The following is a 14261-nucleotide window of genomic DNA, read 5'->3' as shown; positions in this document are numbered from 1 at the left end:
ACTGAGAGTGTACAAGCAGAAGTATTAATATTAGGCGGTGGCCCAGGTGGTTACACAGCGGCGTTTTAGAGCAGCGGATTTAGGTAAGCAAGTCGTTTTAGTTGAGCGCGAACCTGTATTGGGTGGCGTGTGTTTAAACGTCGGCTGTATTCCGTCAAAAGCGTTATTGCATACTGCGTTAGTGATACATGAAGCCGAACAAATGGCGCAACATGGAATTACCTTTGCTAAGCCAGAATTGGACTTAGATAAACTGCGTGCCTGGAAGCAAAGCGTAACCAAAACCTTAAATGATGGTTTAGCAGGACTGGCAAAACAGCGCAAAGTGACGGTGATTCAAGGCACGGGGCAATTTAGTTCAGCAAATACATTAGATGTGCAAACTGCATCAGGCGTTACTCAAGTGCAGTTTCAACAAGCGATTATTGCGGCAGGCTCGCAGCCGACGAAAATTCCAAGCTTTCCCCATGATGATGCAAGGCTTTGGGATTCTACCGATGCACTCGCATTGCCGTTCATCCCGAAAAAGTTACTAATCGTCGGAGGTGGTATTATCGGCTTAGAAATGGCAACGGTTTATCACGCGTTGGGTTCTAGTATTAGTGTGGTTGAACTCATGGATCAAATTATTCCAGGTTGCGACAAAGATTTGATTACGCCGTTATTCCGCCAAATTAAAAAACAATACGCTAATATTTTGGCTAGAAACCAAAGTAACGGCTATTGAGGCTAAAGAAGACGGCTTATTAGTCAAAATGGAAGCAAAAGACGGAAATCTTATTGAAGATACGTTTGATGCAGTACTGGTGGCTGTCGGTCGTAGGCCGAATGGTAAATTAATTGCCGCCGAACAAGCAGGCGTTAGCGTTAACGAGCAAGGCTTTATTCCGGTCGATAAACAACAACGCACGAATGTCGCGCATATTTATGCGATAGGCGATATTGTCGGCAATCCTATGCTAGCGCATAAAGCCACGCATGAAGGTAAAGTTGCGGCAGAAGTGATTGCAGGTCATAAGGCTAGCTTCGATGCGTTAACGATTCCATCGGTGGCCTATACTGACCCTGAAGTCGCTTGGATGGGTTTAACAGAAAACCAAGCTAAGCAGCAAGGCATTGACTATAACAAAGGGGTATTCCCTTGGGCGGCCAGCGGTCGTTCACTCAGTATGGGACGCAAAGAAGGCATTAGCAAAATCATTAGCGATAAAAACACCGGTAGAATTTTAGGTGCAGGTATGGTCGGACCTAATGCCGGTGAGTTAATCGCTGAAGCGGTATTAGCGTTGGAAATGGGCGCTGATGTCGATGATATTAGTTTAACTATTCATCCGCATCCGACTTTATCCGAGACGTTTGCGTTTGCCGCAGAGATGATAAACGGCACGATTACCGATTTATATGTTAAAAAATAGTCGGTGACATGGTCTCGATAAGCAAATACCCAGGCCTTGCCGATGTTGTAAAGACCAGCCAATGTTTTCGTATCGTATTATTTTTAGCGTTTAGCGATGTGAAAGCCCGCTACAAACGCAGCGTGTTAGGGCCGTTTTGGTTGACGTTAGGCACGGCGGGCGGTTCGGCAGGTTTAGGTTTGCTGTGGAGTGAGTTGTTGCGCATGGATGCGAAAACCTTTGTACCGTCACTGACGGCAGGTTTGATTTTATGGCAGTTTATTGCCGGTGTCGTCAGCGAGGCATCGGTATTATTTAGCCGCCAAGCGTCGATTATTAGAAATCTCAATTTACCGCTGAGTATTCACCCTGCGCAGTTATTATTGCGCCATTTGATTAATCTTTTGCACAACATACCGGTTTTCTTTTTGGTAGCGTTAGTGTTAGGTCATCCCTTAACTATTGAGTCCTGGCTTGCCATACCGGGATTAGTCTTAGTGACATTAAATCTCTTGTGGTTAGCGTTGCTGATAGGCTTGTTAGGCGCGCGTTTTCGTGATTTAGAGTATTTAATTGCGATGGTAATGCCGTTACTGATGTTCATTAGCCCGGTTTTCTATCGACCTAATTATTTGCCGTTTAGCGAGCAAATCATGTGGTTTAATCCATTCTCGCATTTCATTGAAATCATTCGTTATCCGTTGTTTGGTTTAGCGCCGCCTAACTTTATTGTACTGACATTAATAAGCATGTTAGTCGTAGGTTGGGCGTTTTACATTGGTGTTGTTTAATCAAAAACGTCACCGTATTGCCTTTTGGGTGTGATATTCAATTAATATGGCTGAACTTTGCTTTGAGCATGTGACGGTGCAATACCCGATTTATAACAGCCGTAGCATGTCGCTGCGTAATCAGTTGGTGCGGATAAGTACCGGTGGCCGTATAGAAAACGAAGCTGGCCATATTCAATGGGTGACGGCGTTATCTGACGTCAATTTCACGTTACGCGACGGTGATTCAGTAGGCTTAATCGGTCATAACGGTGCCGGAAAAAGCACGTTATTACGCACCATGGCGGGTATTTATCAACCTAATATTGGTTTAATACATAGGACGGGCAAAGTCGCCACCGTATTAGAAATGGGGGCGGGCATGGATGTTGAGTTATCCGGTTATGAAAATATTATCCGTATGGGTGTTTTAATGGGCGTGTCGTTATCTGACATTAAAAGCCGAATTCCTGATATTGAAGCGTTCACCCAATTAGGTGATTTTTTGCAATTGCCGGTGCGGACGTATTCCTCCGGTATGGCCACCCGTTTAATGTTCGCCGTCGCAACCTCGGTGCAGCCTGATATTTTATTAGTTGACGAAGTGTTTGGTACCGGTGATGCCGAGTTTCAAATCAAAGCCAAAGAACGTATGGAAGCGTTAATTAAATCGGTAGGTATTTTTGTATTCGCTTCGCATAACCATGATTTAATCAAGCAGTATTGCAATCGGTTTTTCAAGCTTGAGCATGGGCAACTGCAGGAAATAGTAACGCTGTAACCCACGCTCATATAGACTCTGAACGTTCAAATTTTCGGTTTTTTTGAGTAGGGTAGCTGTGCGTACCATTAAAAAATCGTAATAAAATCAATAAAAAGGTACGCATAGCGTACCCTACAGCGAGATGTAAAAACCGAAAACTTAACCGTTTAAAGTATATCCAAGGAAATTCATTAATGGCAAAAAAAGCTAAAAAAAAACGTCGTCGTGGTTATTCCGTATTACAACGGCTCAAAGTTTATTGAACGTTTGTTTGCGTAGCGTATATGAACAAACGGTACCCGCGACTGAAGTGATTGTGGTTAATGATGGTTCAAAATCAGAGGAAGCTGATTTTATCGATGAATTGGCAACGCGTATGCCATTCACGTTGATTCATAAAGAAAACGGTGGTCAAGGTTCTGCACGAAATAAGGGCGTACAAGCATCGACGTCTGACTATATTTGTTTTTTAGATCAAGACGATTACTTTTTGCCAAACCATATAGAAGTCTTGTTAGATGCAATTCCTGATGACGATTTACGCTTAGGTGTGGTTTATGGGGATTTGTATGAGGCCGATGCTGAAGGTAATATCATTAGAATGAGTATGGTTAAGCAACATGCGATTCATCCTAAACGGGATATTATTAGTTTACTTTGTCAAGACATGTTTATTTTGCCGTCAGCGTCGTTAATCGTTAGAAAAGTGTTTTTAGAAATTGGTGGCTTTGACACGCAGTTTAAAGGCTATGAAGATGATGATTTCTTTTTACGCATGTTCAGAGCAGGTTATAGCAATTATTATGTCGATAAGCCGGTAACGATTTGGTGTATTCATACCAATTCAACGTCTTACAGCGTATTAATGTCGCGTAGCCGCTTTAGTTATTTTTGTAAATTAAGCCAACTTTACCCTGATAGTAGAATCCAAAACCGTTTTTATTTTAGAGATTTATTAGTCGCTAGGTTTGGCTCTAGCTTTATTAAAGATGCGGTAGAAGCTGTGATTTACGATGATAAAAATAAAACGGAATTAGTGAACATTTATTTTTCTTATCGTGACATGGTGCTGGCTAACGAGTTTGTTGGCTTTAAGTATAAGCTTAAATTAAAACTTATCGGTTGGATATTAACGACTTGCCCGGCGCAAGTCATCAATTTACTGGTCGAGTTTGCTAAGTTTGCCGTGCCATTACGTCGAATGATTAATATTTAATGGCTACGCATCGTGTTGTCGCTGTTATTGTTGCGTATTTTCCCGATTTCACACGATTACATGAATTATTAACAGCAGTTGCTACGCAAGTTAAGGAGACTGTTATTGTTGATAATTCAGCTTCTAATTCGCTAGTAGATTGGTTAAACAATACGCAATTTAGCCATGTGAGCTGTTTGCCACAGTCTAGCAATTTAGGCGTTGCTGCAGCCCAAAATATAGGCATTGAGTGGGCGATTCAGCAGTATGCTGATTATGTTGTGTTATTCGATCAAGATAGCTGTCCTGCACCTACTATGATTAACGCGTTGCTAAGCGCCGTTGAACAATTACAGCAACAACAGCAACGTATCGCGGCGGTAGGGCCGAGATATTTAGATACCCGGCAAAATAATCCGCCTCCGTTTATTCGTATTCAAGGGTTAAAGCTTCAGCGTTGCGCTTGCGATAAGCTCGATTCAATTGTCCATGTCGATTATTTAATTGCATCCGGTTGCTTAATTCCAGTAACAACGCTTAACGCTACCGGTTTAATGCTACCTGAACTGTTTATTGATTATGTTGATATTGAATGGGGGCTTAGAGCTAAAAGTTTAGGCTTTCAAAGTTTTGGCGTCTGTTCGGCCGAAATGGCACATGAGTTAGGCGAAAAGCCTATTGCTTTTTTAGGTCGGCAAATTCCTTTGCACAGTCCGCTAAGACATTATTATCACTTTCGTAATGCGGTGTGGTTATATCAACAGTCTTATATTCCACTGAACTGGAAGTGTGTCGACGCTTCACGGTTATTGCTCAAACTTGGCTTTTATAGTGTATTCGCCAAGCCTAGAGTCAAACAATTCAGCATGATGGTGTTAGGTATAGGGCATGGACTGCTGAAGCGTTTAGGGCAGATGAATTAATGTTTACGGCTTTTGTTTTTAATAGTATGTCTAATTGGTCGAGGGAGTCTACAGATGTGTGGGGTTAATTTTTCAAAAGTGTCTTGAAGATAATGCGCAGAACGTTGCGCTTTCGAACTCGCTTCGGTAGCTATTGTTAGCGCTTGCTGAGCAGAGGTTTTTGCCGAAGACGCTTTAGCTGATAAGTTAGTAATTTTTGGTTGTAGTGCGTTAAGTTGAGCTTGAAGATGTTCGACATCAGAAAAGCTAGCACAGTTGGATAGCAGCATAGCTAGGGTTATAACGATGATTAATTTAAAGGTGTGCATTATCGTTTTCCTTAGGATAAAACCACATTTGATAAATACTTAATAAGATTTGGAAGCTCATTGATAAGCCCATTAATGTGCCAGAGATGACGACAACGTAAGCGAATGAGGGTGTAGCTTTAGTGATAAACCAAGAAGCGACGTCGGTCAGCATAGCGGCAAACGGAATGACGACGGCGATGCGTTTAACCACCGCTGGAATATCGCATAAGATAAAAATTTTTACCGATAAAAAATAAAATAAACGCAATACCAAATAAATGAATATGTGATATTCGTACTAAACGTGGAATTGTCGCACCGCCCGCATGAGCGACTTCGGCGACACCGGCATAATGAGTTAAGTCGGGTAAAGACGGATTGACGCTTGGGTTATGGCAAATAATGCAATCTCGATTCAAGATAGGCGCAATTTTTTCATTATAGCCTGGTTCTTCAGCGCCCGAATTAATCCATTCTAGGATGACGTCTTGGTCTGATAGGTATTTCAGATTGGATTTCATAATGCCAGTAATAGCCGTGCCTAAGCGCGTTCGGTCATTTGAGCCGTGATAACTAATCACGACATCTTCTATTGACAATCCTGCTTTACCGTCTAAACCTTGATGGGTGTAGTACAGATTAAATAAAGCCGCTAAATAGCCTAAACCTATGGTTAATAAGAATACGGTGTTGAGTATTCGCTCACTGACAGAGATGTCTTTAAAACGGCGAAAGTGTTCGGTAGCCATGTGTTAATGCCTTAAGTGAAGGGAATAGCGTGTTCATGTTATTCATCACACCATAAGCCTCTTTGGGTTTCAAGTGCATGAGTGCTATTAATGGGGCAGCAAAGATTTTCTATTGAAAAGCCATAGGTATTCTTCTATGCTCAACTCAGGTATTGCCATGTCAATACCTGCGTACCCTGGGGCTTGCTAGAACGTTTAGTGTTAATCAAGTCTGTTTTACGCGTACAACAAATAAAATAATGCGTCATCCAAGCTTAACGGCTAGGACTACTATTACAGGAGATGCTATGAAGATAGGTATACCCAAAGAAATCTATCCGGGTGAGAAGCGGGTCGCTACGACACCGGAAGCAGCCGCCGCCATTATGAAGCTAGGCTTTTCAATGTGTTTGGAAAGTGGGGCCGGTTTGTCTGCTAATATCAGTGATGACTTATATCAAGCCGCAGGCGTTGAGATTTTGCCTGATGCGCAAAGTGTTTGGCAGCAGTCAGATATTATTATGAAAGTGCGGGCGCCTATGTTATCTGTTGAGCAAGGCGTTGATGAATTAGCGGATTGTCCATCTGGAAAGTGTTTAATTAGCTTTATTTGGCCTGCGCTAAAAAATGCGGCGCTGATGGAAAAATTAGCCAGTCTACAGACCACAGTTTTTGGCTATGGATTGTGTACCACGCATGTCCAGAGCGCAAAAAATGGATGCATTAAGCTCTATGGCGAATATTGCCGGTTATCGGGCTATTGTTGAAGCGGCCCAGCATTTTTGGCCGTTTTTTCACCGGACAAATTACCGCTGCCGGTAAAATTCCACCCGCTAAAGTATTAGTGATTGGGGCAGGCGTGGCAGGTTTAGCCGCGATTGGTGCCGCTAAAGGTATGGGGGCTATCGTTAGAGCGTTCGATACCAGACCAGAAGTCAAAGAGCAAATCGAAAGTATGGATGCAGAATTCTTAATGCTGGATTTTGCTGAGGATGGGTCGGGTTCAGGCGGTTATGCCAAAACCATGTCGCCAGAGTTTATTGCGGCGGAAATGGCATTATTTGCTGAACAAGCCAAAGACGTTGATATTATTGTCACGACGGCGCTGATTCCAGGCAAACCCGCTCCTAAATTAATTACCGAAGCGATGGTGCAATCGATGAAGCCGGGTAGCGTCATCGTCGATTTAGCGGCTGAACAAGGCGGTAACTGTGAGCTGACTGAATCGGGCAAGGTGGTGGTGAAAAACCAGGTAACATTGATTGGCTATACCGATTTACCCAGCCGGTTAGCAACTCAATCCAGCCAACTTTACTCGACGAATCTAAGGCATTTATTGACAGATTTATGCCCTGAGAAAAATGGCACGGTGTTTGTCAACATGGATGATGAAGTCATACGAGGTGCGACTGTTATTAAAGACGGGGCTATCACTTGGCCTGCACCGCCACCTAAACTCTCTGCCGCACCCGCTCAAGCAAAACCCGCGCCTGTTGTAAGCCCGGTAGAGACTAACGCTAGCTCGTCATCCAGCTTAATAAAATCCTTAATGCCACTGGTATTAGGCGGCCTGGCGTTGTTTGGTGTCGGAGCGGTCGCGCCGGAATCGTTTATGGCGCATTTCACTGTTTTTGTTCTCGCGTGTTTTGTTGGCTATCAAGTGATTTGGAATGTCACGCCTGCTTTACATACACCGCTTATGAGTGTGACCAATGCGATTAGTGGCATTATCGTTATCGGCGCAATTATTCAAGTGTCATCAAGTAGTTGGCTAGTGAGTATTTTAGCGGCATTGGCCATATTAATGGCGTCTATCAATATAGCGGGTGGTTTTTTAGTCACTCGCCGTATGTTAGCCATGTTTAGAAAATAAGGGGGAGTGATGTCACATAGTTTAGTTACCATGTCGTATATCGTCGCGACGATTTTATTTATTTTAAGCTTAAGTGGTTTAAGCAATCAGGAAACGTCCAGGCGAGGCAATTATTACGGCATGATAGGCATGGCCATCGCTATATTGGCGACGGCGTTAAGCGGTTCAGTGACGGCTTATGGGCTATTAGTCGCAGCGATTGCGATAGGCGCTACGATAGGCGCTAAAGCAGCGTTAAAAGTTGAAATGACGCAGATGCCCGAGCTGGTTGCGATTATGCATAGCTTAGTCGGTATGGCGGCTGTTTTAGTGGGCTATGCCAATTTTTTAGATGAGTCTATTCAGTTAAACGGTGCAGAGAAAACCATTCATGAAATGGAAATATACATCGGTGTGTTAATCGGTGCCGTAACGTTTTCAGGTTCAGTCATTGCATTTGGTAAGCTTAGTGAAAAAATTAGCGGTAAGCCATTGCTATTACCGGCGCGGCATTGGTTGAATTTGGCCTTATTACTGTTGGTTATCGCTTTAGGTTATTGGTATATGCAGCAAGCCGCAACGGGCGGTGGCATGGTTCCGTTATTATTAATGACCTTGTTGGCCTTAGCGTTTGGTGTACACATGGTAATGGCTATCGGCGGTGCTGATATGCCGGTGGTTGTGTCTATGTTGAACAGCTATTCAGGTTGGGCAGCGGCGGCAACTGGTTTTATGTTAAACAATGACTTGTTAATCGTAACCGGAGCATTAGTGGGTAGTAGCGGTGCTATTTTGAGTTACATCATGTGTAAGGCGATGAACCGGAATTTCATTAGCGTCATTGCCGGCGGCTTTGGTACGGTATCAGGAGCGTCAGCCGCTGTCGTTGAAGGTGAAGTGCAACCTATCGATGCTGAAGAAACCGCCGCTTTGTTATTAGCCGCGAAAAATATCATGATTATTCCGGGTTACGGTATGGCCGTCGCGCAAGCGCAGCATACGGTTTATGAAATTACTAAGCTGTTAAGAGACAAGGGCAAAAAGGTTGGTTTTGGTATTCATCCGGTGGCAGGTCGTATGCCTGGACACATGAATGTATTATTAGCCGAAGCCAAAGTGCCTTATGACATCGTGTTTGAAATGGATGAAATCAACGAGGATTTTCCAGAGGTTGATGTGTCTATCGTCATTGGTGCTAACGATATTGTCAATCCTTCCGCGTTAGATGACCCAAACAGTCCTATTGCCGGTATGCCGGTATTGGAATGTTGGAAGAGTGAAACGACGATTGTTATGAAGCGGAGTATGGCATCCGGTTATGCCGGGGTTGGTAATCCGTTATTTGTGATGGAGAATACACGTATGCTGTTTGGTGATGCAAATGCGATGTTGCAGGCAGTATTAAAAGCATTGCGTGGTTAGTTAACGAAATATTAGCCGAAACCGGTATTATGCCGGTTTCGATGCTACACAGGATGTAAAGATAAATGATGAGAGAATTATGGTTGTTAAGACATGCACAAGCGCAGCAAGCGGTAGAAGACGGCAGCGATTTTGCAAGACCCTTAACTAAACGAGGTTATGCGGCAACACAGCGTTTGCGGGCTTGGTTACAGCAACAGCCTTTGTTACCGGACAAAACAATCGCGTCGCCTGCAAACCGGGCATTCACGACGGCGTATTGTTTTTATGCCGATTTTCCTGCCTGGCAAACTGCGATAGTTCCAGATCAACGTTTGTATTTGCAAGGCGTGCCAACGATTAAACAAGTTCTTGCCGAGCAGCCAGCGAGTTTACAGCGTTTGTTATTAGTGGGGCATAATCCTGACTTTGAAGAATTATTAGCTGAATTAATGATTGTTAATACCCGATTGACGTTAGATACTGCTACGTTGGCCATCTTAACCTTTTCAGTCGATTGGCAAAACTTAGCACCACAAAAAGCTAGGCTGCTGGCCTATATTGATGCTGATGCGTTAAATGATTAGAGCACTGTGACTAAACAACCTTTACATATTGCTTATTTAGATGCTGTGCGCGGATTAGCAGCGTTATCGGTGGTTAATGAGCATTATGTGATTGCGTATGGCCTGCCTTGCCAAGGTGCGTTATGCAGTGCGCTATTGGATTATTCACCGCTACATATTTGGTGGGATGGCACAGCGGCAGTCTCTATGTTTTTTGTGTTAAGTGGTTTGGTGTTGTCGTACAAATACGTGCATGATGCTGCTGATATTGATATGACGCACTATTCATTAACCGCTTATCTGGTTAGCCGTCTATGCCGTATTGGCTTACCTTATTTAGCCGTGTTGGCGCTTAGCGCGCTATTGTATGAATGGCTGCATGACGCTCCGGTGCTGATGACCCGTTTAGCCAGTGATGCGTGGATTAATCAAATGTGGCGCGGCCATGCCTTAACGCATTGGGCGATGTTGAAAGAAGCTTTTTTATTGCGCTTACCGGCTGACATTATCTTAATTCCTCAAGCCTGGACCTTATCGATAGAGTTGGTGTTGTCATTATTATTGCCTTTAGCGCTGTTATTACTGCAACGAAGCTGGCGGTGGCTGGTTTTCTTTACAGTATTTATTGTTATGTTTGCCAATGTTTCGCCTTTTGCTTTGCATTTTATGTTAGGCATGTTGATTGCAAAATATGGTAAACGTGCATTAGCCTTTTTAGCCCAGCAACGCCGTGTGCTAGGCTGGTTATGGGTATTAGGTTTTTGTTATATACCGCAGCCGACAGTCTATATAAGCTGTTAAACGATACTGGATTATGGCTCGCAACTGGGGCAGGGGCAGGATTATTGCTGTTATCGGTATTAGCGTCTAAAACAGCACAAGCGTTTTTGTCCAGTAACGCATTACGCTATTTGGGCAAGGTGTCTTATAGCGTGTATTTACTGCACATGTTGGTATTAATGTGGGTAACGCCGTGGTTGTTAAGCTTAGCAGACGCTATTCAGTTAAATCGATTAAGTCTTTGGTTTTTCGGTTGGTTGGTTACTGTGTCCGTGTCGTTGACAATTGCTCATCTGTCTTATCGTTATGTTGAGATGACTAGTATGTTTTTGGGACGCAGTTTACAAAATTACGCACTAAAAGCTAAGATAAATTGAAACGGTATTACGCTTTCAATAAGGTGGCTTAGTATCAATCCACCTGGTAATGAGTTCTTAAAGTTGGGTACTTGGAAAAAAGTACCCAACTCTTTAACGGATTATCTCGATAAGGCTAAATCACTAGGCAAGCCCCATTGGATTTGCGAATTGGTCGTGAGATTCCACCAAACGCCTGTATTAGGACGCCAAATAATATACTCGTCATGGCCATTACCGTCAGTGTCGCCAAAGCGTGGTACATCACCTGGTTCACCCCATTGTATAGCAGCAGTTGCACCCGTGTTGATGTTTCGCGGATAAAACGTACTATTACTTGGACGCCAGACTGCTATATTCCAGCGGTTAAGCCTATCTCTATATGTTAACGGTATATCCCCCACTGTCCCCACGTAATCGTTTGGAACGCGCCTGTAGAGCTATAGCGAATCCACCATTCACCCGTTGTGCCACGGAATGTAATTAAATCGTCGCGACCATCTCCATCCATATCGCGTGAAATCGGTGTATCGGAGACTTCGCCCCAAGTAATATCTTCGCTTGATTTACTCGAATAACGAATATACCAATGACTGAAGGATTGGGCGTCTGCGCGTCTACGATAAACCGCTAATTCGGCTTTGCCATCTCCGTTGTAGTCTAAAGGTACCGGTATGTCACCTTTTTGTCCCCAAGCGATAGGCCTAAATGCTTTCAAGGGGTCCCAGCTACGAATATACCAATAACCATTGCTTGGCCTGAATACGATTAGCTCAGCTCGACCATCACCGCTTACGTCTGCAGGTGCCGGTATATCCCCTTTTTTCCCCCAGCGATAGGATTGCGTTGTACCTGTTGCATAGTAAATATACCAAACGGCCATTCGATGGCCGAAAAAATTGCGTAATCGGTTTTACCGTCGCCATCAAAATCAGCTGACTGCATTTGTAAATGCCGATTAACCATCGATTCAACTTGCTTGCGTAAATCAGGTCTAGGCCCTATATGGCCACCTTGCTGTTGTGGCGTTCCTTCGCGTCGTAAAATCGCGCGCATTTCTTTAGGGTCCCAAATCGAACCGTGGTATTCCCATAACATGCTAGATAACGAAACTGCTGCGCTTGTAACAATTGGTGAAGCGCCAGACGTGCCAGCAAACGACGAGGTATACCAAAGGTTTTCGCCTTCTGCATTATATCTTCCGCCGTATCCAGTGGTATAAATCTGAAAATCCCCTTCAGAGTGGGTATCTACCCGGCTACCATAAGTCGAGAAGATTGCTTTATTTCGGGTCAATTTATCACCAGCACCGACAATAATCGCGCCAGAATCTTTACTCGTGTCATTAGGGTTAAATTCGCCCTTAAATCCAGCTAAATCTAAATCGCAATTACCATTACCTGCTGCTTGTACGACTATGCGACCATTGGCTGTTGCAGTTTTAATCGCTGCTTTAGCCGAAGCGTCCCATTCAATAGGAACTAGCCATTCTTCAGTGTCAGAGCCATTGCAGTCAAAGTCCGCATAGGTTTGCATTTCCAATAAAATGACTGAGCCTTTCCAATATTGATTCGCAGCAGCGATAATAGCCGCTGCTGGGTTATAACCTGAGTCTGGTGAATGTGTAGAAAGCTTAACGTCAGCATCGTAAACCATACCCGTTGTTCCATAGCTGTTGTTATCGCTGCTCAAAATACCTATAACGGCTGTACCGTGATCGCGCCAACGATTATAAGCATCAGCGCTCGGTGCGCCATTGACAAAAAACGTTGCCGGAAATTTTCGATAAGTCTTGATGCTTAGTATTCCAACTAAATTCAACATCGGTATACGCCCAATTCCAACCCGTCGTTGCATAATAAGCATTGTTAACATAATCGATGTCAATTCCGATGGGTGCGGCTTCGCGGTAGTCTTGCTGGGCAACAAAATTTTCGGGTAAAGGTGCTGGTACGCTTAAGTTTTCTGGTACTGGTGGTTTAGCTGTTCGAGGTTTGTTAGATATTGATGGTGGTAAGGCTTTAGTGAACGTTTCAGTCGTCTTAGGCCAAGGCACCGTATTATGTTGTTGCCAATAGGTTTTGAACTCTGACGCTTGTTCAGCGCTCATGCCAGGTGATGGCGCAGGTAGCTTAGATGCTGTGGCATAATCGACGATAGTTAACTGATTTAATTGATTGATTAATAATGCCAATTCTTGTTCGGAACTCGTATCGAGGACGATAAAAAACCAAGTTTTTAAATCAGGTAATTCATGACCGGTATTGTTTTCGCCTTTAACTTTTAATGAGTCTAATTCGGCATCGGACAAACTATGCATTCGTACAAACGCATATTGTCCGGTAGCGCTTAATAACTGCGTTAATTGTTGTAGTTGATTTTGAGCGTCAGCGTTGTTTGTGGTTAAAACACCTTGTTTTAGACGGATTTTACTATCATTGGTAAATTTAATTTCAATTCTGTTTTTGAATACTTCGGTTAAGTTGCTAACTTTTATGTGTTTTTTTCGATTGGAATAACGCTCATCAGGCAGCAGGCGTTTATGTTCTGACGAGCGCGTAGTTTTTTGGCTATTCTCTTCCGGTAAATCTGGATCACTGATTGCCCATGTTGACGGCGTAAATAATAATTGACACGGTAAAGTAAGGGCTGTAAGTAGCGCTATCCGTAACATAGTTGTGTTTTTATTTGGCATCATTGCTCCTATTAGTTATAGGGATTGAAGGACTGCAATTACAATACTGTGCACGTTATATGCTAAAGCAGATTGCTTATGTCCATGATAATAACCAACTAGCTCGCTGACTATTAAAAATTTGCTCAAATTTTACAAAAACGTGCTATTTATTTTCCATTTATTCAATAGGTTAAATAATGTGAAATACAGCTAAGACCAAGTTTAATTTTAATTTCATAATTCTGTCATATTTCTCGTATAGCATTGATTTTTCTTGGTGTTAAGTAGTTAGCAATCTACTTGCCAGTAACAAATGCCCCAATATAGGTAGCTGTCGGCTATAATACCGCCCACCACAGTTATGGTTTGTTTAATTTAACGAGAATAATTCATGAGCTTTGCGAAAAAATATTAAACCTTTGCTAATGTTTGCGAGTGTCACTTGCGCATTATTAACTACTTTTTCTGCCCACGCGGTAACACAAGTTGATCCAGCGGTGCCAGAGTATAAAAAGTCAGCGGGGTGTCGGGTAACTTAAGCAGCGTAGGTTCTGATACCTTAGCGA

General features: G+C 43.3%; 13 protein-coding genes and 3 pseudogenes. 9 read left to right on the top strand and 7 right to left on the bottom strand.

Features of this window, described 5'->3' with window-relative positions:
• From lpdA to VZ94_RS19870, 5 genes and pseudogenes are all read left to right on the top strand, one after another.
• Window positions 1-1415, top strand: a pseudogene (lpdA, locus tag VZ94_RS19890) (dihydrolipoyl dehydrogenase); the annotation flags it as partial.
• An 8-nt stretch (window positions 1416-1423) separates the two neighbouring features.
• Window positions 1424-2185, top strand: a complete 762-nt coding sequence (locus VZ94_RS19885) for an ABC transporter permease (RefSeq protein ID WP_052700773.1) — start codon at window positions 1424-1426, stop codon at window positions 2183-2185.
• Window positions 2186-2231: 46 nt separating this feature from the next.
• Complete coding sequence (locus tag VZ94_RS19880) at window positions 2232-2945, top strand: ABC transporter ATP-binding protein (RefSeq protein WP_045780558.1); 714 nt, start codon at window positions 2232-2234, stop codon at window positions 2943-2945.
• Window positions 2946-3186: 241 nt separating this feature from the next.
• The gene (locus tag VZ94_RS19875; protein ID WP_052700772.1) at window positions 3187-4143 is read left to right on the top strand and encodes a glycosyltransferase family 2 protein; all 957 of its coding nucleotides are present in this window, start codon (window positions 3187-3189) and stop codon (window positions 4141-4143) included.
• Window positions 4143-5045, top strand: a complete 903-nt coding sequence (locus VZ94_RS19870; protein WP_045780557.1) for a glycosyltransferase family 2 protein — start codon at window positions 4143-4145, stop codon at window positions 5043-5045. The genes VZ94_RS19875 and VZ94_RS19870 overlap by 1 nt, the downstream gene beginning before the upstream one ends.
• Here VZ94_RS19870 and VZ94_RS32915 read toward each other — a convergent pair.
• From VZ94_RS32915 to VZ94_RS19860, 3 genes are read right to left on the bottom strand one after another with little or no spacing between them, the layout of a single operon-like run.
• Window positions 5042-5314 carry an alanine-zipper protein gene (locus tag VZ94_RS32915; protein WP_369126311.1) on the bottom strand — a complete coding sequence of 91 codons (273 nt, stop codon included), beginning with the start codon at window positions 5312-5314 and terminating at the stop codon, window positions 5042-5044. The genes VZ94_RS19870 and VZ94_RS32915 overlap by 4 nt on opposite strands.
• Window positions 5315-5339: 25 nt before the next feature.
• Complete coding sequence (locus VZ94_RS29800) at window positions 5340-5546, bottom strand: Aq_1264-related membrane protein (RefSeq protein ID WP_239650107.1); 207 nt, start codon at window positions 5544-5546, stop codon at window positions 5340-5342.
• Window positions 5539-6084, bottom strand: a complete 546-nt coding sequence (locus VZ94_RS19860; protein WP_239650106.1) for a hypothetical protein — start codon at window positions 6082-6084, stop codon at window positions 5539-5541. The genes VZ94_RS29800 and VZ94_RS19860 overlap by 8 nt, the downstream gene beginning before the upstream one ends.
• A 287-nt stretch (window positions 6085-6371) precedes the next feature.
• Between VZ94_RS19860 and VZ94_RS19855 the strand changes: the two are divergent.
• The 4 genes and pseudogenes from VZ94_RS19855 to VZ94_RS19840 all read left to right on the top strand — a co-directional run bounded on the left by VZ94_RS19855 (window position 6372) and on the right by VZ94_RS19840 (window position 11039).
• Window positions 6372-7936, top strand: a pseudogene (locus VZ94_RS19855) (Re/Si-specific NAD(P)(+) transhydrogenase subunit alpha).
• A 9-nt stretch (window positions 7937-7945) separates the two neighbouring features.
• Window positions 7946-9337 carry a Re/Si-specific NAD(P)(+) transhydrogenase subunit beta gene (gene pntB, locus VZ94_RS19850; protein ID WP_045780555.1) on the top strand — a complete coding sequence of 464 codons (1392 nt, stop codon included), beginning with the start codon at window positions 7946-7948 and terminating at the stop codon, window positions 9335-9337.
• 65 nt (window positions 9338-9402) lie between these two features.
• A complete protein-coding gene (locus VZ94_RS19845) occupies window positions 9403-9903 on the top strand; it encodes a SixA phosphatase family protein (RefSeq protein WP_045780554.1) in 501 nt (166 codons plus the stop codon).
• A 6-nt stretch (window positions 9904-9909) separates the two neighbouring features.
• Window positions 9910-11039 (top strand): annotated as a pseudogene (locus VZ94_RS19840) (acyltransferase family protein).
• 101 nt (window positions 11040-11140) lie between these two features.
• On the opposite strand, the gene VZ94_RS19830 reads toward VZ94_RS19840, so the two are convergent.
• The 4 genes from VZ94_RS19830 to VZ94_RS26210 are packed head-to-tail and all read right to left on the bottom strand — an operon-like array spanning window position 11141 to window position 13716.
• The gene (locus tag VZ94_RS19830) at window positions 11141-11422 is read right to left on the bottom strand and encodes a hypothetical protein (protein WP_045780551.1); all 282 of its coding nucleotides are present in this window, start codon (window positions 11420-11422) and stop codon (window positions 11141-11143) included.
• On the bottom strand, window positions 11404-11901 hold the full coding sequence (locus tag VZ94_RS19825; protein WP_338040549.1) for an FG-GAP repeat domain-containing protein: 498 nt from the start codon (window positions 11899-11901) through the stop codon (window positions 11404-11406). Before VZ94_RS19825 ends, VZ94_RS19830 begins: the two co-directional genes overlap by 19 nt.
• Window positions 11811-12842 carry a S8 family serine peptidase gene (locus tag VZ94_RS19820; protein ID WP_157844987.1) on the bottom strand — a complete coding sequence of 344 codons (1032 nt, stop codon included), beginning with the start codon at window positions 12840-12842 and terminating at the stop codon, window positions 11811-11813. The genes VZ94_RS19825 and VZ94_RS19820 overlap by 91 nt, the downstream gene beginning before the upstream one ends.
• Entirely contained in the window at window positions 12757-13716 is a 960-nt protein-coding gene (locus tag VZ94_RS26210; RefSeq protein WP_192828686.1) for a hypothetical protein, read from the bottom strand. Before VZ94_RS26210 ends, VZ94_RS19820 begins: the two co-directional genes overlap by 86 nt.
• Between the last annotated feature and the right edge of the window lie 545 nt (window positions 13717-14261).

The sequence above is a fragment of the Methylocucumis oryzae genome (genome assembly GCF_000963695.1).
GTDB classification, from domain to species: Bacteria; Pseudomonadota; Gammaproteobacteria; order Methylococcales; family Methylomonadaceae; genus Methylovulum; species Methylovulum oryzae.
The sequence above is the reverse complement of the archived record's forward strand: the minus strand, read 5'-3'. Positions and strand labels throughout refer to the sequence as shown.